Raw genomic sequence first — 19,508 nt, 5'->3', positions numbered from 1 at the left:
ACTAATTATGAAATGGAACCGAAAGATAAAAAATAAAGGCAACTTAGTTAATGCAGTTTAGATGTTTAACAGCTTATATCAAGGTAAGTTTAGATCGTCGAATTTTTTTGTATTTTCACTAAAAAAAGCGCCTGAGTTCCCTCAGACGCATACCATAAAATCAACAAATTGTCAACCCTAACCTAACCGTTCAAAGCCTCAGCACCGCCGCAAACTTCCAGGATTTCCTGAGTAATTGCCGCTTGCCGCGCCTTGTTATAAGTCAGCGTCAAACTACCTATCAAATCGCTAGCATTCTCACTAGCATTGTTCATCGCCGTCATCCGCGCCGCCAACTCGCTAGCAGCAGACTCTTGCAAAGCCCGCAGCAATTGGTTGTTCAAATACAAGGGCAAAAGAGCATCCAGAATTTGCGCCGGATCTTGCTCGAAAATCATGTCGCGGGGCAAACTCTTCATAGTAGGTGCAGAAACCTTTTCGCGCGATACTTGAAACTCTCCGCCTTTCGTAGTCAAGCGGAAGATTTCATCGTCTTGCACTTCAAAACCTTGGGGGTCGAGGGGCAGCAAGGTTTGAATTACCGGACGCGAACTAATTAGCGACACAAACTTGGTGTAAATTAGCTCAACTCTGTCCACAGTTCCCGACAGGAACAAAGAAAGCAATTCGTCAGCAATTTGTGCCGCTTCTGGTGCTGTGGGAATTTGTTCTAAGTTAGCGTAAGTAGCATCAATCGGCTGTTCGCGGCGCTGGAAATACTGAGTAGCTTTGCGTCCTACCAACACGTATTTGTAGTCTAAGCCTTCAGCTTTGATTTCCTTAGCGCGATTTTCGGCGTATCTGATGATGTTGCTGTTGTAGCCGCCGCACAAACCCCGATCGCCCGAAACTACCAAAAGTCCCACACATCGCACTTCGCGTTTTTTCAGCAGCGGCGAATCCAGGTTTTCAAACTGCAAGCGTTCCGCCAAACCGTACAATACCTCTGCCAGCCGATCGGCAAAAGGCCGAGTTGCAGTCACCTGTTCTTGAGCGCGGCGCACCTTAGCAGCGGCCACCAAGCGCATTGCTTCTGTAATCTTTTTAGTGTTCTTGACCGACTTAATGCGATCGCGAATAGTTTTCAGATTTGCCATAACTTTCTCCTTACATCCTTGCCCGCATCTTCTTAATTAAAACCGCAGATTAACGCAGAGTAACGCAGATCAACTTCAGATTATCTGCGTTAATCCGCGTTCATCTGCGGTTCAAAATTTCTACTTTTCTACGCAGAAACTAGAAAACTTTGCTTGTATTCAGTGATGCCTTCTTTCAGCAGCTTCTCAGCTTCATCAGTCAAGGCTTTTCCGCCTTGAACAATTTCGCCGTACTTCGGCTTGCTAGTCCGCAAATAGTCGCGCAAACCAACAGTAAACTTGCTGACTTTTTCCACCGGAATGTCATCCATATAGCCGTTAATACCGGCATAGATTACAGCCACTTGTTCGTTCATCGGCAGAGGCGAACTTTGCGGCTGTTTCAACAGTTCCCGCAAGCGCTGACCGCGCGACAATTGATTCTGAGTAGCTTTATCCAAGTCAGAAGCAAACTGAGAAAATGCTGCCAGTTCTTCAAACTGCGCCAATTCCAGTTTCACCTTACCGGCTACTTTTTTCATCGCCTTAGTTTGAGCCGCCGAACCTACCCGCGATACCGAAATACCGGGGTTTACTGCCGGACGCAAACCAGCGTTAAACAAGTCAGAAGAAAGGAAGATTTGACCGTCGGTAATCGAAATTACGTTCGTCGGAATGTAAGCAGAAACGTCACCAGCTTGGGTTTCGATAATTGGCAAAGCAGTCATGCTGCCTTCTCCTAAATCGTCGCTCAATTTAGCAGCGCGTTCTAGCAAGCGAGAGTGCAGGTAAAACACGTCTCCGGGATAAGCTTCGCGACCGGGAGGACGGCGCAGCAACAAGGACATTTGGCGGTAAGCTTGTGCTTGTTTGGAAAGGTCATCGTAAATGACCAAAGTGTGCTTGCCTTTGTACATGAAATACTCGGCTAAGCTGGCCCCTGTGTAGGGAGCCAAATATTGCAGTGTTGCGGGGTCGCTAGCATTGGCTGCTACGACGATCGTGTAGTCCATCGCGCCCTTTTCTTGCAGGACGTTGACGATGTTAGCTACTGTAGAAGCTTTTTGACCGATCGCCACGTAAACGCAGATCACGTTTTCCGATTTTTGGTTAATAATCGTGTCGATCGCGATCGCAGTTTTACCGGTTTGTCTGTCACCGATAATCAGTTCCCGCTGTCCTCTTCCCACCGGAATCATCGCATCAATAGCGGTAATTCCTGTTTGCATCGGTTCGTAAACAGAACGGCGAGAAACAATCCCCGGTGCCGGAGATTCAATCAAGCGAGATTCAGTAGTTTTAATGTCTCCTTTGCCGTCAATCGGACGGGCCAAAGCATCAACTACCCGTCCCAACATTGCTTCACCCACGGGGACTTCAGCAATTCTGCCAGTAGCTGTTACCACCGAACCTTCTTCGATGCCGAGTCCTTGTCCCATCAGCACAGCGCCGACGTTATCTTCTTCCAAGTTCAGTGCAATACCAACAGTGCCGTCGGCAAATTCTAGCAATTCCCCGGACATTGCTTTATCTAAGCCATAAATCCGGGCAATACCGTCGCCTACTTGCAGAACCGTACCGACGTTAGAAACTTTAACATCTTGGTCGTACTGCTCAATTTGCTGGCGAATAATGCTGCTAATTTCGTCTGGTCTGATTGCTGCCATGTCAGTTGTCAGTTATTATTTGTCAGTTGTCCGTTGTCAGTTGTCCATTGTCAGTTGTTCAAAACTACTAACAGTTAACCGCTAACTAAATTAGCTAATAGTTATCAGCTATTAACTATTAAGAATTCAAGCGAAATCCCAAGCGGCGCAATTGTCCTCGCAGGCTGGCATCAATCACTTGAGAGCCTACTTTAATCACGACTCCGCCGATTAAATCTGCGTCTATTTTGGTTTCAATTTCTACTTGCCTGGCGCTTGTCATCGCCTGCACTTTCTCGCGAACAGTTTGCTGCTGAGCGTCTGAAAGCGGGACAGCCGAGGTAACTTCCGCCAAAACAGTTTGGTTGAGTTCTCGGAGCTCGGTCAAGTATTTTTTGCCAATTCCTTCTAAAAAAAGAATCCGTCCTTTGTCTACTAACAGCCGCAAAAAGTTCCGCATCAACGGGTTCATTTCTGATCCCGCTATTCGATCGATTACGGCTTTTTTATCCTGCGGTTTCACCAGTGGACTGCCTAGAAATAGGCGGAGTTCCTCCGAATTTTCTAGCAGGTTCAGCAAAGAGCGGATATCTTCGCCGAACTGCTCTGAGAGGTTGTTAGACTTAGCCAGTGACATCAAAGCGGATGCGTAAGGCTGTAAGACTTCGGTGCTGACTTTACTCACTTTCTAGCCTCCCAGTAACGCAATGCTGCGATCGATTAATTGGTGTTGAGCGTTTTCGTTCAAGCTAGTTTTTAGCTGGCCTTCCACCCTTTCTAATGCCATAGATACAACTGCCGATCTGAGTTGGGCGATCGCTCTTTCTCGATCTGCTTCCAACTCTTGACCCGCTGTTGCTTTCATGCGTTCAACTTCCTGCGCTGCCTGAGCTAGAATTGCTTCTTTGGCTTTCTTCGCATTTTCTTCAGCAGCGGATCGGATCCGTTCCGCTTCTGCTTGCGCTTGAGTCAATTTTTGCTGTTGCTCTGCTAGAGCTGCTGCTGCATCTTTTTGGCGAGTTTCTGCTTCTTTAATTGCCTCTTCGATGCCGGAGCGTCTTTCGCTGAGGATGTTCCCTAAAAAGCCGCGCCCGAAGTAAAACAGCAATCCAATAACAATGATCAGGTTAATCAGGTTGGTTTCTAAAATATCGAAATTTAAACCGAAACCACCTTCCCCGCTAGCTTCTGTGGCTAGCAATAAAACAGTCCCCATGATACTCTTCCATAATTGCGCGTGCAGGTTTGGTGAACCGATTTTAGATTTGAGTATTTACCCAAAATCTAAAACTGTTCGATCGAGCTATTTGACCAGTGCAGTGCCTAATAGCTTTTCAAGAATTTGTCGGCTCAGGACATCTACTTCTTGCTCCAGCGAGCGCATTGCCTCTTGTTTTTGTTGCTCAATCTCTTGTCCTGCCTTTTCTCGCGCCACTTGAGCTTCTTTTTGAGCCTCAGCTACTTTTGCCGACGCGGTTTTTTGGGCATCTGCTTGAGCCACAGCAATTACTGCTTGAGACTGTTTGCGAGTTTCTCCCAGTTTTTGTTCGTATTCCTGCGCTAATTTCTGAGCTTTCGCCAAGCGTTCCCCAGCAGACACTTGAGTGGTGCGGATGTATTCATCCCGCTCGTCGAGCATCTTTGTCAGGGGCTTATAGAAAACAGCGTTCAGGACTACCATCAAAACTAGGAACTGCAACGCCATAAAGGGCAAAGTTGCATCAAAATCAAACACTTTTAGTTCCTCCTTTGTTTTGGGGCGGAAAGACATCCGCCCCTTTTTGCAGTCCTTCAGTATTAAGCGAAGGGATTAGCAAACAGCAGCACCAATGCAATAACCAGACCGTAGATGGTCAGGGATTCCATGAATGCTAAGCTCAGCAGGAGAGTACCGCGAATTTTGCCTTCTGCTTCCGGCTGGCGGGCAATACCTTCTACTGCTTGACCCGAGGCATTACCTTGACCGATGCCAGGTCCAATAGCGCCCAAACCAATAGCTAAACCTGCGGCGATAACTGAAGCAGCAGCAACTGTCGGATTCATGATAAATTTCCTTAACTTTGTGTACAGATTGAAAAACAGATAGTGCGTAATTGGTAATTGGTAATTGGTAATTAGTCATCAGTCATTAGTCGTTGGACTGCTGATTTCTGACATATCGCTATTAGCCATTAACCAATTCCAGAGTGTTAATCGTGGTGTTCGTCGCCGTGCCCTTCCAATGCTTCGTGAATGTAAGCTCCTGCCAAGGTGGCAAATACCAAAGCTTGAATCGCACTGGTAAACAGACCCAACATCATTACGGGCAGAGGTACAAACAGGGGAACTAACAGCACCAGCACCGCTACCACTAATTCATCCGCTAAGATGTTACCAAATAAACGGAAACTTAGGGAAAGAGGCTTGGTGAAATCTTCCAAAATCGCGATCGGCAACAAAATTGGGGTTGGTTCGATGTACTTAGTAAAGTAACCCAAACCCCGCCTGCTGAAACCCGCATAAAAATATGCCAGAGAAGTCAGCAAAGCAAGTGCTACCGTCGTGTTGATGTCGTTAGTCGGAGCAGCTAGTTCGCCTTCTGGCAACCTAATTAGTTTCCAAGGAACTAAGGCCCCCGACCAATTCGATACAAAAATAAACAGGAACAAAGTGCCAATAAATGGCAGCCAGGGACGGTACTCTTTCTCGCCGAGTTGATTTCTAGCCAAGTCTCGAATGAATTCTAAGGCGTACTCCATGAAATTTTGCATTCCGCGCGGAATTCTCTGCATATTGCGAGTTGCCGCCAGGGAAGCTATCAGGAGGAGAGCAATCACAATCCAGGAGGTGATGAATACCTGCCCGTGAACTTTGAGATTGCCTATGTGCCAGTAGAAATGCTTGCCAACTTCCAACACAGCGAAGGGAAGAGCATTAAAGGCATTTAAGACATTTAGCATTTCCATTCACAAGAAGTTCACACAGTGGAGGGTTCACCGACTGCCTGACCCATTGACGGGATCGGGAATGAACAGGCTTTGCAGCATATAAAACACGAGCGCGCCCTTATATGTCAGAAATCCCAAAAATACGGGCAAAATGTGTAGCTGATTCCACTGAGTTGCTACTACAATCAACCCAATAAATACAGCCAACCGATTTTTACTCAGACTCCTCTTTTGCGGGCCGAGGCGCTCAACGTCTTTGGCCAACATTCTCAAGTAAACCACACCTACGATCGCCCCAATCAAGTAATTTAGGGCAATGTTGAGCGAATAAAAAATCCACACAGAGATAAAAATTATTCCCGTGAAAGCGAGTGTGACTACAAACAACTGTTGCTGAAGTTTGTAGAAATCTTGCATAGCATCAGTGGACTCCGGTTCGGACGAACCTGTCTGAGAGATGTCCTGCGTTTGGGCGGTGGATGCGCGAGATTGATCTGACAAGGTTACTTGACTTTCAAAGCAGTCGGTGTTAGTTGACTCCCACTACAATTAATTCGGTTGAAACCGTCTTGTAGCGACAAGTGTGACAAACGTTACAGATCGCACACTTCACATCGAATAATACCACGTGCAGGTAACATAACTTAAAAAAAATGAATTTTTTGATGGGTTTATCAGAACGGTCTGCCTGAGCCACTTGACCTCGCTCGGCAAGCGTGCCGAACCGTTCCGAATCCTGAAGCTACAAGGCTTTTATGCAGACAGCCGCAGATTTTATGAATATTTATAATGTTGTCGCGATCGCCCGGACTCTGGACTCAACTTTAGCACTTTTGCGGCGACAGCGATGAACGGTGAGGTTCTAACCAGCAACCAGCGTCAATCGCTGCGGTCGAAACTACTCCCAGTTGGTGAGGGCAGCGGGGTACGGGATCGTTCTCCAGCCTGATGGGGGTACCATCATCGGTTCGTAGCAAGCAACAGTATCAAAGGTTCCAGGCTGTGCTTTGAACTCAACTTGTTGTCCGGGCCGATAGCCGAATGCTTCGTCCCAGTCTACATCTGCACAGAAGTCCACGATCGGCTTCCTGTAATTAGTAGTCTTTGATACTGATTTTAGAGACGATTTGTGAACGTTGCCAGCATTTAGTAGTTTTAGATACAAAAAATCAATTGACAGGAGTGTATGTACAGGCGGTTCGTGCAGTCTTGTGCGGGACGGTTAGCCAGAGTAGGAACTAGAGGCAGGGCAAGTGACCTATGATTCAACGAGGTGAAACTCTTTAACAGCCGGGAGAAAGTTTCTATTTTCGTGGCTCGATCGACTAAGCTTGATCAAAGCAAATCGCTGTAGAGGCTGCAAACTCGCCCACTGTGCCAAAGAAATTGTCACCCCGAGCTCTTGCGCTTTTGCAGAAACAGACTCCGGTACAGTTGCAGCATCCATCCACGGGGGATTTTCATCAACAGCCAAATCAGTTCCCGGTTTGCCTGTATGTTGAATTAATATTTTATTTAGCTGTTCTCGGTAATCAATAATTTCTGCTGGTGTCAAGCAAGGTTTCTCTACAAGGATTTCACGTTCTGCTTGGTTAAAATGATTCCAATCCTGCAACTTTAATTTAATACCGCAAGTATCTAACTTGAGACGTACCTGCATCGGGATGCAGCGCAGGGCTTCTACAAAGTCAGCTTCAAATTCAAAGAACATATATTTAGCAAGTTTATTTGAGTTGTGAATGATCTTTTTTTTATTAACCGCAGAGGGCGCAGAGGGCGCTGAGTAAGAGAGGAGGGGGAAGGTGAAAAGAAATTGATGGAGGTTTATTGCTCTCTATCAATAATTGCAGAAAATCGAGTCAGCATTTATAATTAAATAATATTACAAACTATTGACATGGATACCGTAGACTACCTTCGGATTAGCTTGATAGACCGCTGCAACTTCCGCTGTCTCTACTGTATGCCGGAAGGTAGCGAGTTGGACTATGTATTGCAGCAGCAGTTGTTAACTCACTCGGAATTGCTAACTCTGCTGCGGGAAGTTTTTATACCCGTGGGATTTACCAAGTTTCGGTTGACTGGTGGGGAACCGCTGCTGCGACCTGGGGTGGTCGAACTGGTGAGGTCGATCGCCTCGATGCCCGAAACGCGAGATTTATCCATGACAACTAACGGATTTTTGCTGGCGGGAATGGCGGAAAATCTCTACAATGCTGGTTTGCGCCGGATTAATATTAGTTTGGATTCCCTGGAACCGGAGACTTTTGATAAGATAATTGGTAGTCGGGGACGATCGCGGTGGACGCAGGTTTGGGAGGGAATTCAAGCGGCTTATCAAGCAGGATTCGACCCGCTGAAACTGAATGTGGTGGTAATTCCCGGTGTGAATGACAGCGAAATATTGGATTTGGCTGCATTAACTATTAACCGCAATTGGCACGTTCGTTTTATTGAGTTTATGCCGATCGGGAATGGGGATTTATTTGGCGATAAAGGTTGGGTAGCTTCGGCCGAATTGCGGCAACAAATTAGCGATAAATACGGGTTAGCCGAGTCGGGAGTGCGCGGAAATGGGCCGGCGGATGTGTTTCAAATTCCGGGGGCGAAGGGCACTTTAGGATTTATCAGCCAAATGTCCGAGTGTTTTTGCGATCGCTGCAACCGGATGCGTTTGTCTGCTGACGGGTGGCTGCGGCCTTGTCTGCTGAACGAAACGGGGCAAATTGACTTAAAAACTGCTCTCCGCAGCGGGACTCCTACAAGCGAATTGCGCGATCGAGTGCGGCACATATTAGAGATTAAACCGGAGATTAATTTCAAGCAGCGAGATTCGGGAACTACTCAAGGAAATTACAGCCGCACAATGTCTCAAATCGGTGGCTAAAACTCCCCTTCCAGGACTTGTTGGGCCGTCAAGTTCAACTGCGGAAAAGTCGGCGATATCAGCGCTTGTTCCCCTTGAAAAACCCCAACTTCGACATACTCACCTGATTCTAGTCGTAGTACCGCTACTATCTCCTCTTGAGGGTCAACAATCCAATATTCAGGGATACCCCGCGCTGCATATTGAGCTCGTTTACTAATGTAATCGCGATCGCGCCCAACTCTACCTGGACTAACAACCTCGACAACCAACTGAGGAGGTGGCATAGTTTGGGTGATGGTTAGCCTGGTTGCTGTCAGCAAGATGTGTTCGGGGCGCAAAACCACCAAATCTGGGTAGCGGTTAGCAGCATCGCCCTCCCGCAAGATAGGAACTTGGATTTCGCACAGGTGAAGTTTGATACACCGCCAAGGGATGCCAGTATTAACAAGCACTAAAAACAGATAGCTGACAATGGCGGTGTTGGGTTCGGATTCGGGCGGCAATGTTACTAACTCTCCATCAATTAATTCGTAGCGGTTGTCGGTGTCGTCCTCATAGGTGAGGTACTCTTCAAAGGTGAGTTTTTGTTTTTGGGCTTGTGTCATCTTTTACCTTCCAGGATTGCTATTGTTATTAAAATATTTACACATCCATTTTCTCCTTGTAAATCGGTGGCTAAAACTCCCCTTCCAAGACTTGTTGGGCCGTCAAGTTCAACTGCGGAAAAGTCGGCGATATCAGCGCTTGTTCCCCTTGAAAAACCCCAACTTCGACATACTCACCTGATTCTAGTCGTAGTACCGCTACTATCTCCTCTTGAGGGTCAACAATCCAATATTCAGGGATACCCCGCGCTGCATATTGAGCTCGTTTACTAATGTAATCGCGATCGCGCCCAACTCTACCTGGACTAACAACCTCGACAACCAACTGAGGAGGTGGCATAGTTTGGGTGATGGTTAGCCTGGTTGCTGTCAGCAAGATGTGTTCGGGGCGCAAAACCACCAAATCTGGGTAGCGGTTAGCTGCGTCGCCCTCCCGCAGGATCGGAACTTGGATTTCGCACATATGTGTTCTGATCAGCCTCAGTGGGATGAACCCGCTACTAGCCAGAGTGAATAGTAGATAGTTAGCAATGAAATTGTTGGGGCCCGATTCTGGTGGCAATGTTACTAACTCTCCGTCAATTAATTCGTAGCGGTTGTCGGTGTCGTCCTCATAGGTGAGGTACTCTTCAAAGGTAAGTTTCTGTTTGTGGGCTTGTGTCATCTTTTACCTTCCAGGATTGCTATTGTTATTAAAATACTTACACATCCGAGGGAAGCGGCGGCCGCAGTGATTTTCATTGAATTAACAAGCTGGGTAGCACTGTCCGATCGACACGGGGCGATCGGCTCGACACCACAAGCAAGGCTACAAAATGCACCATCTGGCGGGGTCTAGCGGGTTTTGGGATGATTCCACCTGTGGCAGTAGCAAGGCTGGCAGAGTTGCATCACAGGCAAAGTTTGCGGGTCTAGCGTGGGTCTAACGTCTGGCAAGGTTGCCACGGTCGGAGCGATCGGATTGGAGCGGTGGCGGTCTAGCTTTTTTGCGTCCTGTAAATCAGGATATGCCGATATCCTGATGTAGTAGCAAGGGTTACAGAGCTTAGGCTGAGAAATAGCGCTTTCCAATAAGCTAAATTCTGATCACAATAAAATAAATATTACTGAGAGGCAAACGACATGAGCCGAGAGGAAGCACTGCGACGAATTGAGAAGGTTGCTGATGAAAATTTGAGTGAATTAGATTTATCGGGGCTGCAATTGGAAGAAGCGCCGCTGGAAATTGCCAAGTGTATGTATCTGGACTCGCTTTCCCTCAGTTGCAATCAAATTACCTTCATCCCAGAGTGGCTCGGGCAACTGCGTAATTTGACACGCCTTGACCTTAGTTACAATCAGATTACCTCCATTCCAGAAGCGTTAAGGTCACTGTCGGATCTAATACGGCTTGACCTTAGTTGCAATCAAATTACCTCCATCCCAGAAGCGTTAGGGCAACTGTCCAATCTGATATCGCTTTTCATTGAGCAGAATCAGATTACCTCCATCCCAGAAGCGATTGGGCAACTGTCCAATCTGAGAACTCTTTTACTCCATGAAAATCAGATTATCTCCATCCCAGAGGCGATTGGGCAACTGTCCAATCTGAAAAATCTTATCGTCTATAATAACCAGATTACTTCCATCCCAGAAGCGATTGGGCAACTGTCCAATCTGGAAATCCTTAACCTCGGTCAGAATCAGATTACCTCTATCCCAGAAGCAATTGGGCAACTGTCCAATCTGGAAATCCTTAACCTCAGCCAGAATCAAATTACTCAAATTCCAAAGGTGATCGGACAACTATCTAATCTAAAACGGCTTACCCTTGGTAGCAATCAGATTACTGAAATCCCAGAGGCGATTCGTAGTATGGAGAATTTGGGAAAACTAGATTTGCGAACCATTCCCGATTCTTACTTCCACACCCGCAATCCAGCGCTACCTGAGCTAGATGCTGAGCGTCAGAAAATTAAATCTGAGGAATATTTTGACACTGAAATTCTTCAAGACGCCAGACAACGGATAACTGCTTCTATTGTGCAGCGACAGGGACAGGCTGGATTTCGACGTAAGTTGTTAATTGCTTACGGTGGTCGATGTCCAATAACTGATTGTGATGTAGAGTCAGCTATCGAAGCGGCACATATAATTCCATATCAAGGTACTCAAACCAATCATCCAACAAATGGTTTACCGCTCAGAGCCGACATACACACTCTGTTCGATTTGCATCTACTATCAATTCGACCAGATACCAATGAAGTAGTGATTGCCCCTGAACTCGTCGGTACCTGTTACCACGATTTGGCTGGTCGGAAACTGACTTTACCACAGGATCAAAAAACAGCACCCAATCAAAACGCTCTCAGCAAGCATTATGAAACTTTTCTCAGCAAGTGCAAAATTGGTTAAGTATAAAGGTTATAAGGTCTAGATGGGAAAAATTGACAAATCCGACCAAGATAATATCCGCTTCTATTCCCTGTGTAGTTGGGGTGGGAACCATTAGTGAAGATTGAATGTTATCATGTTGACATAGAGAAAATTTTGGGGGTTAATCAGATATGGTTATAACTATTCTAGGGCAAGCAAGAGGAGGAATAGCGCTAACAAGTTTTGACGCTGTATTTTACGCCATAACATTTCTGGTTCCCGGATTTATTATGGATTTAACATTATCTATTTTTGCCCCTAGAAGGCAGGAAGATTTACAAATTTCCCTCTTGCGATTTTTGACTCTGAGTTGTGTCAATTATGCAGTTTGGTGTTGGCTGATTTATTTAATATTTTTTACAACATATAGAGAGGTTTTATCTGGTTTTTACACTGCTGTATTTCTGGGAGTTTTTGTGTTTATTAGCCCGCTAGCAATTGGAGTCTTACTTGGATTTTTCAGCCAAAAAGAATGGATTAAAAAAATCTTAAATAGATTGGGATTAAATACAATTTCTAGCACTCCTACAAGCTGGGACTATAAGTTCAGTAAACTTAATGAGTCTGTATGGCTAAAAGTAATTTTGAAAGACGGCACTACAGTAGCAGGGTATTCCGGCATTAACTCCTTTGCTTCATCGATTAGCTCAGAGCGTGACTTGTATATTGAGGAAATGTACACGATTGATACTAATAACTCGTGGGAAAGGCTAATCCCCCCTCGTAGCATCTTGCTAAAAGCGGAAGAAATAAAGTATATTGAATTTTGGAACGATAAACAGGAGGAAGCTAATGTCTAACGAAAAGCAAGAACGGTTGGATGGCTACCAAGCCAAAAAGTCAAATCCCCCAGAAAAACGGACTCCACCCAAAGGTGGTTCTAATGTCACTCCTCCGCCTAAAGAGAAAAAAGAGAAAGATTAACGACACAATATCCCAAACGCCTCATCGAAGTTGACCTCCCCATCAAGCGGATTTCTGCCCCCGCCAGACGGGAAAAATCTATCCGTCACGGGCATATTTCAACGCTGCATATTTGGGGAGTTAACTGGTTCCCAGACTAGAGCCTGGGAACCGAGATCCAGAGGCTCTGCCTCGCTAACGGATAAAAACAAAAACAGGAGGCAGAGCCTCATGGAATGTGTTCCCAGGCTAGAGCCTGGGAACGAGCAAACACCTACGCTTTGCGCTTCCGACGGCGAATCAGCACACTCATCACTTGCTTCGGATTAGCTGCACGTTGTACGGGACTCCAATCACCGACTTCGGCAAATCCCAGGCGGTACAAAGTGAGTATGGTTTCCCTGACACCCTTGGGCGAACCTGTCACCGTTACACACACCACATCCTGTTCCGATTCTGCTGCTGAGTCGTCATTTGAGCGATCGAATTTGTTGTCGTCAGGCAAGAATTCCTGTGACATAATTATGTTCTCCTGGTTTTGGGTTTTCTAGAAAAACCCAAAAACCCAGCCGCCCCGCATTTCAACGCATAGCAGGGCGGCTACAGAGAGTGTTATCATACTCCGTTAGCCTCCAGACTGCTGATACCAGTTTGGCGGTTATGCTGTCCATTGCTGCTCGCAACAGCTTTGGGCAGTGCAACTAGATTTTTGGGCGACGCCGGCTACTTCCTCTACAAGCAAAGCAACCTCTAACTTCAAAGCGTAGCCGCAGAGGGGGGCCTGTGTCAATCCATTTGGGATTTGGGATTTTACGGGAAGTTACCCACAATCAGGAGACGGCAGTGCCGTTTCCCTACAGTTAATCTGGCGATGGTTACATCTGTTGCGAGGGGGATCGATCAATTATTTTGGGGTAGGGAAACGGCATTGCCGTGTCCTCAATTCCCCTGTTGTCGATTGTTATATCCGATCGGACGGTGTTAGCAAAATTAGCTGTTTTGATAAGATCGATCGCACTTCATCCAATCCAATCTCCACATTCCCTAAAATCTCCCCAACAGTCTTCTCTCCTTTACCTTGCCCAGGCGAGGTTCCCTCTTTCTCCCCCCCTTGGCAAGGGGGGGCTGGGGGGGGTACACAACCTTGCAAAAACTCAAATTCCGCACTTGACAAATTGATCAATTGGTAGTTGCAATCAAACACTTGTTGACTAGGCCAACCGTGCATACAACTACTCAACTCTGGAATTGCAGCCAAAAGTGCCTTATCGTCCGACCAATCAATTTTATTAACAGGCTTTTTGCCCAAGAAAAACTCGTAATGAGTGATTTCCGTATCCAACAATTCAATTAATCGATAAAGCTCCCGTTCCGTCAAACCCTGAGCTCTTTCTATCAATTCCGGCGCTTTCCCCACAAGTCTTTCTAACTGCCAATATCCGGGATTTGAGAAACCGATAAATTCCAATCCCGAAGCGTCAATTAACTCGAACAAAGTCTCAATATTGTAGTCAATTTCCTGGGGGTGAACGTACATATCAGCAAAACATTCGTCCCGCTGATTTTCTCCTGCCCAACGCTGTTTTTCGTACTTGACAAGACGGTTGTTTTCTGGTAAAGAAGCAAAGATTTGACGGCCGACTTTGACGCCATCGGGATAGTCACCTTTTTTCGGGCCTTGGAGAAGTCCGATCGCCCTTTGCATGAGTTGAATTTCCCAGCGTCCGAGCTCAGCATACACAAAAATGTGCATCAAACCGCCCTCCGCCAACTTCGCCGCCAGCGCTTGAATGCCCCGGATCGGATCGGGTAAGTGGTGGAGCACGCCCACGCAGTTGATCAAATCAAACTCGCCCTCTAACTCGGCGGCATCGTACAAGCTGAGGTGGCGAAAATCAGCTTCGCGCGCTCCCGATCGCCGACAGCGTTCTTGTGCTACCTTCAAAGCACCTTCACTCAGGTCGATCGCCGTCACCGAAGCTTCTGGATTGAGGTGAATCAGATAATCCGTACTCGAACCAGTGCCGCAGCCAGCATCTAAAATCCGAACATCTAGTTTTGGCGGCTTTTGGCCGGTGCAAAAATTGTAAGCATCAGGCCAACTCCAGCGCCAGTTGTACCCTGGAGGCGGTTCATCTGACAAAGGATCGGGCGGGAAAGGGAAAGTATCGTACAGCCGCCGCACGGCAGCACTGATATCAGGCGTAGTATCCATAGGTGAGGTAGTAGTGCGTGAGTTTTGAGATTGGTTGTCAGTAGCTACGGGCGAACAGCGCTACGCGATGCACTTCTATTGCTTCGTTACTCGCCACAAAAGTGTCGCTTCGCTTCGCTGGCGTTGGGCAAGCCTGAAACAGAGGGATCGGACGATCGACTAACCCCTGGTAGCCAAGCCCTGACAGCTTCTGCGTAATAAAACTTATCATTTTTTCTCATATAAGCTCTCTTAAATCTATACAATAAATCTCGACAGGCTTTTTAACAAACAAGGACTGTCAATAACCCACCGCTGAACTGTCGGGTAAAGCGGAGGCGTCTCTCAAGAGAGCAAGAGGCCCCGAAACAGGCAGAAGAAAATTTTTGATTTTCTTTTCCCTTAATTGACGGCACTGGCTGCAATCGCCCAAAGGCAACTCTCCTGCCGAGTCTTTTTTTCCACGGGTATACCGGCGGATCGCAGCGGAGGGAGTACCCCGTGCCTGCCTTCGGATCGGACATTTCCCCGCAGGCAGAAAGATGAAACCAAAACATTTTAATCTAAGAAAGTAAGCGCGCCCGAACCTCGTGACAGGTAAAGGCAAAAAGTAAACAAAGCAAAAATACCTACTTTGACCTGCATCAGAAGGCAAGGTTAGTCTGGTTAAATGCTGCAACTATTTGGATAGGGAGCTAAGGAGTCTAATGACTGTAAAGGCAAGTGGTGGAAGCTCGGTTGCGCGTCCGCAACTATATCAAACTGTACCGGTCGCAACAATTTCGCAAGCAGAACAGCAAGACCGCTTTCTACAGCGGGGCGAACTCAGCGAACTAGCAAGTTATTTCAGTTCCGGGGCTCTTCGGATCGATATCTCTGCGACGCTGACCCAAAACTCGGAACTGATCGTATCCCGCGCAGCCAACCGGATTTTTACCGGCGGTTCCCCGCTGGCATTTTTGGAAAGACCACAAGAACCTGCGATGGCTGTAGCAGGCGCGGCTCGCGGCGGCTCGGGGAATGTCTCTGAAGGCATGAAACTGGGAACTGTTACCTACGTTGAAGGTCGCGCAGGCGGCGGCGGCAACGGCTCAGGCGGCGGCGGATTCTTGGGGCTGGGAAATCTGTTTTCGGGCAACGGTGGCGGCTACAGCGGCCCAATCCCAGCAGGATTTCAGCCGATCAATGTCTCGCGCTACGGCCCGGGCAACATGACCAAATCTCTGCGGGACTTGAGCTGGTTTTTGCGCTACATCACCTACGCGATCGTAGCTGGCGACCCGAATATTATTTCGGTGAACGTGCGCGGATTGCGGGAAATCATCGAAAATGCTTGCTCTTCGGCGGCCACTATTGTGGCAATGCAGGAAATGAAGGCAGCATCTTTGGGCTATTTCAGAAACAATGCAGAGGCCGCGGCGATCGTCGGACAATATTTCGAGGTAGCGATTACCGAATTCAAAGCTCCCACACCTTCAGACAAGGTGCGGCAGCGCGAAAGCAACGACCAGCAAGGGCTGCAACTGCCTCAAATCTACTTCAACGCAGCCGAGCGACGGTCGAAATTCGTCATGAAAACCGGCCTGTCTTCGGCAGAAAAGCTAGAAGTAATCAAAGCAGCTTACCGCCAAGTATTCGAGCGCGACATTAGCCGCGCTTACAGCCAAAGCATTTCTGACTTGGAATCCAAAGTCAAAAATGGCGAAATCTCGATGAAAGAGTTTATCCGCCGGTTGGGTAAATCTCCTCTGTACCGCCAGCAATTCTACGAGCCGTTTGTCAACAGCCGCGCTGTTGAATTGGCAGCCCGTCACTTCCTAGGCCGCGGTTTGAGCTCGCGGGAGGAATTTAGCAAGTATTTTGCGATCGTCACTAAAGGCGGCTTGGCAGCTCTCGTAGATGCGATGGTTTATTCCCAGGAATATTCCGACTACTTCGGCGAAGAAACCGTGCCTTACCTGCGCGGTTTGGGCCAAGAAGCTCAGGAATGTCGCAACTGGGGCCCGCAAATTGATTTGTTCAATTTCAGCGCTCCGTTCCGCAAGGTTCCTCAGTTCATCACCTTGTTTGCGGGCTACACTCAGCCGCTACCAGACCAGCACGTTTACGGTGTTGGCAATGACCCCTTAGAAATTCAGTTCGGCGCGATTTTCCCGAAAGAAACTCGCAACCCCAAGAACCGTCCAGCTCCCTTCGGCAAAGACACTCGCCGTATCCTGATCCGTCAAGGTGCCGGGATTGAAAATCAATTGAGCAACCCGGATGCTCGCGGTAAGGCTCCAGGCTCTCTGGGCCCCAAGGTCTTTAAACTAGACCAGTTACCAGGCGGCTATGTGGCTTCCAAGAAAACTGCCCGCGGTGTCTCTAGCAGCTACAGCAACAGTTCTAGTGTCAAATATACCGAAAGTTCCACTCAAGCGGTGATTCGGGCTGCTTACCTGCAAGTGTTCGGTCGCGACGTGTTCGATGGCCAGCGCCAAAAGGTGGCTGAAATTAAGCTGGAAAACGGCGACATTCCGATGCGCGAGTTTATTCGGATGTTGGCGAAGTCAGACGTGTTCCGCAATATGTACTGGAGCAAGCTGTACGTTTGTAAGGCGATCGAGTACATTCACCGCCGACTCCTGGGACGCCCTACCTATGGCCGCCAGGAAATGAACGCTTACTTTGACATTTGCGCCAAGAAGGGTTTCTACGCGCTAGTCGATCAAATCATCGACAGTCTGGAGTACAACGAAGCTTTCGGGGAAGATACAGTACCCTACGAGCGCTACGTGACTCCCGGTGGTTTGTCGATGCGGACGATGCGATCGAGTTCCGTCGCTGACCAAAATCTCCAAGCTCAGATTGCGGACACGCCTCGGTTTATCGAACTCGGTGTAGCAGGCGATCGGGGCGATTTGGATCTGCAAAATCGGATTGCTCAAGGTGTCAGCAAGCGACGCGAACAAACTAAGGTTTTCAAGCTGACGACTACTTCGGACAAGGTAGCTTTGAAAACTTTAATTCAAGCTGCTTACCGTCAAGTTTTTGAACGCGACTTGAATCCCTACGTTGTGAAGAATGAATTCACGGCGCTTGAAAGCAAACTTGGCAACAATGAAATCAATCTCAAGGAGTTCATTGAAAGTTTAGGTTGTTCGTCGCTGTACGTCAAACAGTTCTATGCACCTTATCCAAATACTAAGGTGATTGAGTTGGGCACGAAGCACTTCTTGGGCCGCGCTCCCCGCAATCAAGCGGAGATTCGGACGTACAACCAAATCTTGGCAAGTAAAGGCATTAAGGGCTTTATCAACGCGATGTTGAACAGCGTTGAATATGCTGAGGCTTTTGGTGAGGATACTGTTCCTTACCGCCGCTTTCCGACTCTACCGGCTGCTAATTTCCCGAATACTGAAAGACTGTACAACCAGTTGACTAAGCAGAATGGTGAGATTGTGGTTCCGAGTTTTGAGCCTGCGGCTGCTACTGACAGAAGCTAGATTGATTTGAGGTTTGAGATGTTAAATTGCTGTTAATTTAACGTCTCAAATTAGTTGAAGGGCTGGTGTAGTTACCAGCCCTTTTTTTGTATAATTTGGAGTTTTTTTAACCGCAGAGGGCGCAGAGGGCGCAGAGTGAGGAAAGAGAGAGTGTGCTAGTGGGAGTTGTTTGCTTCATCGCGTGTTCCTCGACGTGAAAGTGTCAACTACAATGGATTATGTCGTGCTTAGCACAGATTTTTTGTTTAAGTCCCGCTACCAAAGATAAGGTGATTATGATTGACAAACAAACTGCATACAAAATTGTGAAAGACGAGATCGAAAGTTCATACAAACTTGAGGGCAATGAAGTAGTTATTATAGACGATCGAATCATTGAGGAAGATTTCGGTTGGATATTTTTTTACCAGAGCAGGCGCGCATTAGAAACAAATATGATTCGTTATAAAATAGTAGGAAATTATCCAATCATTGTGGACAGATTGGATGGCAGTATTCATTATCTAGATGTAGAAAATGGAATCAATGTTGGAATTAGTTTGTATAAGGAAAATAGGGGGAAAGTTATTGAAAATTATTCCGATATAAATGGCTTTCTTGAATGTTATATGGCAAAAACAGGCCAAGGCGACTTTTCGAGTGATGAAGCAGCTATTCAATATTATATTACTTACGCCAAATCAAGGAAAGTTCAAGAAGTAATAGAACAAGGGAAAGGCCTTCTAAAAAAAACACATTTTCCTTGGGAAAGGATAAGCGAGTTAACTGAGCGCTCTTTTGAAACTCCACAGAAAGCTCGACAATGGTTGGTAGAAATAATTTCACTGCTCGAATCTACTAAGTAGTCGGACATAGGCTCTACCTCTTTCTCGTTCCCAGGCTGAGCCTGGTAACGCATATCCAGAGGCTCTGCCTCGTGTTTATACAATTATTGAAATTGGTAAAATTCTAGCATCAGTTTTATTTTTTGCTGTAGTTTTTCCTCACTTTCAAGTTGACGTTGTTGCGAGCGATAGGCTGGTCACAGGTCAAAACCAGGCTTCAGCAGGTGTACGCGAACGAATGGTAAGATTTATGGAAAATAGCACTGTCAGTCGATTTGACATTTGAGATTTTAGATTTTAGATTTACTACACACATGAATCTGGGAGCTTGAACAAGAGTCTAAAATTTTGCTCTCTCTACGACTGTTGTCCTTCGCAAGTATCCGTTTTTGCTCGGTGCCAAATCTGCTGAATTGGTGCAGCCAACAGTTTTAAATTTGCCACTGGATTTGCTGCTGCAATTAGATTTGAGGTTTGAGATTTGAGCCAATCTGGACTTGATAATTGCATCGGGGCGGGTGC

Annotated in this window: 23 protein-coding genes; 7 read left to right on the top strand and 16 right to left on the bottom strand. The window is 46.9% G+C overall.

The genetic code is table 11. The features are described 5' to 3' along the window. Positions 1 to 182: 182 nt before the first annotated feature. The 10 genes from QUA78_RS17830 to QUA78_RS17785 all read right to left on the bottom strand — a co-directional run bounded on the left by QUA78_RS17830 (position 183) and on the right by QUA78_RS17785 (position 7,399). On the bottom strand, positions 183 to 1,136 hold the full coding sequence (locus tag QUA78_RS17830) for a F0F1 ATP synthase subunit gamma (RefSeq protein WP_333307384.1): 954 nt from the start codon (positions 1,134 to 1,136) through the stop codon (positions 183 to 185). 128 nt (positions 1,137 to 1,264) lie between these two features. Next, on the bottom strand, positions 1,265 to 2,782 hold the full coding sequence (atpA, locus tag QUA78_RS17825; RefSeq protein ID WP_172184543.1) for a F0F1 ATP synthase subunit alpha: 1,518 nt from the start codon (positions 2,780 to 2,782) through the stop codon (positions 1,265 to 1,267). Positions 2,783 to 2,900: 118 nt separating this feature from the next. After that, positions 2,901 to 3,446: an ATP synthase F1 subunit delta gene (atpH, locus tag QUA78_RS17820; protein WP_172184541.1), complete on the bottom strand. Its 546-nt coding sequence runs from the start codon at positions 3,444 to 3,446 to the stop codon at positions 2,901 to 2,903. Positions 3,447 to 3,449: 3 nt separating this feature from the next. Continuing rightward, positions 3,450 to 3,977, bottom strand: coding sequence for a F0F1 ATP synthase subunit B (locus tag QUA78_RS17815; protein ID WP_172184539.1), 528 nt, complete (start codon positions 3,975 to 3,977; stop codon positions 3,450 to 3,452). 87 nt (positions 3,978 to 4,064) lie between these two features. Continuing rightward, positions 4,065 to 4,532, bottom strand: a complete 468-nt coding sequence (locus tag QUA78_RS17810; protein WP_333305559.1) for a F0F1 ATP synthase subunit B' — start codon at positions 4,530 to 4,532, stop codon at positions 4,065 to 4,067. Between the two features lie 26 nt (positions 4,533 to 4,558). Next, complete coding sequence (gene atpE / locus QUA78_RS17805; RefSeq protein WP_172184535.1) at positions 4,559 to 4,804, bottom strand: ATP synthase F0 subunit C; 246 nt, start codon at positions 4,802 to 4,804, stop codon at positions 4,559 to 4,561. A 146-nt stretch (positions 4,805 to 4,950) separates the two neighbouring features. After that, positions 4,951 to 5,706 (bottom strand): F0F1 ATP synthase subunit A, encoded by a 756-nt coding sequence (atpB, locus tag QUA78_RS17800; RefSeq protein ID WP_333191903.1) that lies wholly within the window; start codon positions 5,704 to 5,706, stop codon positions 4,951 to 4,953. A gap of 27 nt (positions 5,707 to 5,733) precedes the next feature. Further along, positions 5,734 to 6,189 carry an ATP synthase subunit I gene (locus tag QUA78_RS17795; RefSeq protein ID WP_172184531.1) on the bottom strand — a complete coding sequence of 152 codons (456 nt, stop codon included), beginning with the start codon at positions 6,187 to 6,189 and terminating at the stop codon, positions 5,734 to 5,736. Positions 6,190 to 6,586: 397 nt separating this feature from the next. Continuing rightward, positions 6,587 to 6,853, bottom strand: coding sequence for a hypothetical protein (locus QUA78_RS17790; RefSeq protein WP_333398942.1), 267 nt, complete (start codon positions 6,851 to 6,853; stop codon positions 6,587 to 6,589). A 93-nt stretch (positions 6,854 to 6,946) separates the two neighbouring features. After that, positions 6,947 to 7,399, bottom strand: a complete 453-nt coding sequence (locus QUA78_RS17785; protein ID WP_333305554.1) for a nitrate reductase associated protein — start codon at positions 7,397 to 7,399, stop codon at positions 6,947 to 6,949. A gap of 186 nt (positions 7,400 to 7,585) precedes the next feature. On the opposite strand from QUA78_RS17785, the gene moaA reads away from it, so the two are divergent. Continuing rightward, the gene (gene moaA / locus QUA78_RS17780) at positions 7,586 to 8,575 is read left to right on the top strand and encodes a GTP 3',8-cyclase MoaA (protein ID WP_333305552.1); all 990 of its coding nucleotides are present in this window, start codon (positions 7,586 to 7,588) and stop codon (positions 8,573 to 8,575) included. On the opposite strand, the gene QUA78_RS17775 is transcribed toward moaA, so the two are convergent. Both QUA78_RS17775 and QUA78_RS17770 read right to left on the bottom strand, forming a co-directional pair. Next, positions 8,572 to 9,162, bottom strand: a complete 591-nt coding sequence (locus QUA78_RS17775; RefSeq protein ID WP_333305550.1) for a Uma2 family endonuclease — start codon at positions 9,160 to 9,162, stop codon at positions 8,572 to 8,574. The genes moaA and QUA78_RS17775 overlap by 4 nt on opposite strands. Positions 9,163 to 9,232: 70 nt before the next feature. Then, on the bottom strand, positions 9,233 to 9,826 hold the full coding sequence (locus QUA78_RS17770; RefSeq protein ID WP_333305548.1) for a Uma2 family endonuclease: 594 nt from the start codon (positions 9,824 to 9,826) through the stop codon (positions 9,233 to 9,235). A 458-nt stretch (positions 9,827 to 10,284) separates the two neighbouring features. On the opposite strand from QUA78_RS17770, the gene QUA78_RS17765 reads away from it, so the two are divergent. The 4 genes from QUA78_RS17765 (at position 10,285) to QUA78_RS32915 (ending at position 12,644) form a co-directional block, all read left to right on the top strand. Further along, positions 10,285 to 11,559 carry a leucine-rich repeat domain-containing protein gene (locus QUA78_RS17765; RefSeq protein WP_333305547.1) on the top strand — a complete coding sequence of 425 codons (1,275 nt, stop codon included), beginning with the start codon at positions 10,285 to 10,287 and terminating at the stop codon, positions 11,557 to 11,559. A gap of 152 nt (positions 11,560 to 11,711) precedes the next feature. After that, positions 11,712 to 12,380 (top strand): DUF6338 family protein, encoded by a 669-nt coding sequence (locus QUA78_RS17760; RefSeq protein ID WP_333305545.1) that lies wholly within the window; start codon positions 11,712 to 11,714, stop codon positions 12,378 to 12,380. After that, positions 12,373 to 12,504: a hypothetical protein gene (locus QUA78_RS17755; protein WP_333305543.1), complete on the top strand. Its 132-nt coding sequence runs from the start codon at positions 12,373 to 12,375 to the stop codon at positions 12,502 to 12,504. The genes QUA78_RS17760 and QUA78_RS17755 overlap by 8 nt, the downstream gene beginning before the upstream one ends. 23 nt (positions 12,505 to 12,527) lie before the next feature. Further along, complete coding sequence (locus QUA78_RS32915; protein WP_445302398.1) at positions 12,528 to 12,644, top strand: DUF1156 domain-containing protein; 117 nt, start codon at positions 12,528 to 12,530, stop codon at positions 12,642 to 12,644. A gap of 113 nt (positions 12,645 to 12,757) precedes the next feature. On the opposite strand, the gene QUA78_RS17750 is transcribed toward QUA78_RS32915, so the two are convergent. The 3 genes from QUA78_RS17750 to QUA78_RS17740 form a co-directional block, all read right to left on the bottom strand. Continuing rightward, entirely contained in the window at positions 12,758 to 13,003 is a 246-nt protein-coding gene (locus QUA78_RS17750; RefSeq protein WP_333305542.1) for a hypothetical protein, read from the bottom strand. A 138-nt stretch (positions 13,004 to 13,141) separates the two neighbouring features. After that, positions 13,142 to 13,273 carry a hypothetical protein gene (locus tag QUA78_RS17745; RefSeq protein ID WP_333305540.1) on the bottom strand — a complete coding sequence of 44 codons (132 nt, stop codon included), beginning with the start codon at positions 13,271 to 13,273 and terminating at the stop codon, positions 13,142 to 13,144. 171 nt (positions 13,274 to 13,444) lie between these two features. Then, on the bottom strand, positions 13,445 to 14,698 hold the full coding sequence (locus QUA78_RS17740) for a class I SAM-dependent methyltransferase (protein WP_333398941.1): 1,254 nt from the start codon (positions 14,696 to 14,698) through the stop codon (positions 13,445 to 13,447). A gap of 686 nt (positions 14,699 to 15,384) precedes the next feature. On the opposite strand from QUA78_RS17740, the gene QUA78_RS17735 reads away from it, so the two are divergent. After that, a complete protein-coding gene (locus QUA78_RS17735; RefSeq protein ID WP_333398940.1) occupies positions 15,385 to 18,162 on the top strand; it encodes a phycobilisome rod-core linker polypeptide in 2,778 nt (925 codons plus the stop codon). Between the two features lie 275 nt (positions 18,163 to 18,437). Further along, complete coding sequence (locus QUA78_RS17730) at positions 18,438 to 19,007, top strand: YrhB domain-containing protein (RefSeq protein ID WP_333304648.1); 570 nt, start codon at positions 18,438 to 18,440, stop codon at positions 19,005 to 19,007. A gap of 336 nt (positions 19,008 to 19,343) precedes the next feature. Here QUA78_RS17730 and QUA78_RS17725 read toward each other — a convergent pair whose 3' ends face one another. Continuing rightward, positions 19,344 to 19,496 carry a hypothetical protein gene (locus QUA78_RS17725; RefSeq protein WP_333304647.1) on the bottom strand — a complete coding sequence of 51 codons (153 nt, stop codon included), beginning with the start codon at positions 19,494 to 19,496 and terminating at the stop codon, positions 19,344 to 19,346. Between the last annotated feature and the right edge of the window lie 12 nt (positions 19,497 to 19,508).

It is taken from the genome of Microcoleus sp. K4-B3, assembly GCF_036704615.1.
Classification (GTDB): Bacteria; Cyanobacteriota; Cyanobacteriia; order Cyanobacteriales; family Microcoleaceae; genus Microcoleus.
This window is presented reverse-complemented; position numbering and strand designations above follow the sequence as displayed.

Excerpts from the sequence above, each read along its gene's own strand:
- QUA78_RS17775 (WP_333305550.1), bottom strand. The coding sequence starts at position 9,162 with ATGACACAAGCCCAAAAACAAAAACTCACCTTTGAAGAGTACCTCACC.
- QUA78_RS17730 (WP_333304648.1), top strand. The coding sequence starts at position 18,438 with ATGATTGACAAACAAACTGCATACAAAATTGTGAAAGACGAGATCGAA.
- QUA78_RS17785 (WP_333305554.1), bottom strand. The coding sequence starts at position 7,399 with ATGTTCTTTGAATTTGAAGCTGACTTTGTAGAAGCCCTGCGCTGCATC.
- atpB (WP_333191903.1), bottom strand. The coding sequence starts at position 5,706 with ATGGAAATGCTAAATGTCTTAAATGCCTTTAATGCTCTTCCCTTCGCT.
- QUA78_RS17725 (WP_333304647.1), bottom strand. The coding sequence starts at position 19,496 with ATGCAATTATCAAGTCCAGATTGGCTCAAATCTCAAACCTCAAATCTA.
- QUA78_RS17810 (WP_333305559.1), bottom strand. The coding sequence starts at position 4,532 with ATGTCTTTCCGCCCCAAAACAAAGGAGGAACTAAAAGTGTTTGATTTT.
- QUA78_RS17740 (WP_333398941.1), bottom strand. The coding sequence starts at position 14,698 with ATGGATACTACGCCTGATATCAGTGCTGCCGTGCGGCGGCTGTACGAT.
- QUA78_RS17765 (WP_333305547.1), top strand. The coding sequence starts at position 10,285 with ATGAGCCGAGAGGAAGCACTGCGACGAATTGAGAAGGTTGCTGATGAA.
- atpE (WP_172184535.1), bottom strand. The coding sequence starts at position 4,804 with ATGAATCCGACAGTTGCTGCTGCTTCAGTTATCGCCGCAGGTTTAGCT.
- QUA78_RS17760 (WP_333305545.1), top strand. The coding sequence starts at position 11,712 with ATGGTTATAACTATTCTAGGGCAAGCAAGAGGAGGAATAGCGCTAACA.
- QUA78_RS17830 (WP_333307384.1), bottom strand. The coding sequence starts at position 1,136 with ATGGCAAATCTGAAAACTATTCGCGATCGCATTAAGTCGGTCAAGAAC.
- QUA78_RS17755 (WP_333305543.1), top strand. The coding sequence starts at position 12,373 with ATGTCTAACGAAAAGCAAGAACGGTTGGATGGCTACCAAGCCAAAAAG.
- QUA78_RS17750 (WP_333305542.1), bottom strand. The coding sequence starts at position 13,003 with ATGTCACAGGAATTCTTGCCTGACGACAACAAATTCGATCGCTCAAAT.
- atpA (WP_172184543.1), bottom strand. The coding sequence starts at position 2,782 with ATGGCAGCAATCAGACCAGACGAAATTAGCAGCATTATTCGCCAGCAA.
- QUA78_RS17770 (WP_333305548.1), bottom strand. The coding sequence starts at position 9,826 with ATGACACAAGCCCACAAACAGAAACTTACCTTTGAAGAGTACCTCACC.
- moaA (WP_333305552.1), top strand. The coding sequence starts at position 7,586 with ATGGATACCGTAGACTACCTTCGGATTAGCTTGATAGACCGCTGCAAC.
- QUA78_RS17735 (WP_333398940.1), top strand. The coding sequence starts at position 15,385 with ATGACTGTAAAGGCAAGTGGTGGAAGCTCGGTTGCGCGTCCGCAACTA.
- QUA78_RS17815 (WP_172184539.1), bottom strand. The coding sequence starts at position 3,977 with ATGGGGACTGTTTTATTGCTAGCCACAGAAGCTAGCGGGGAAGGTGGT.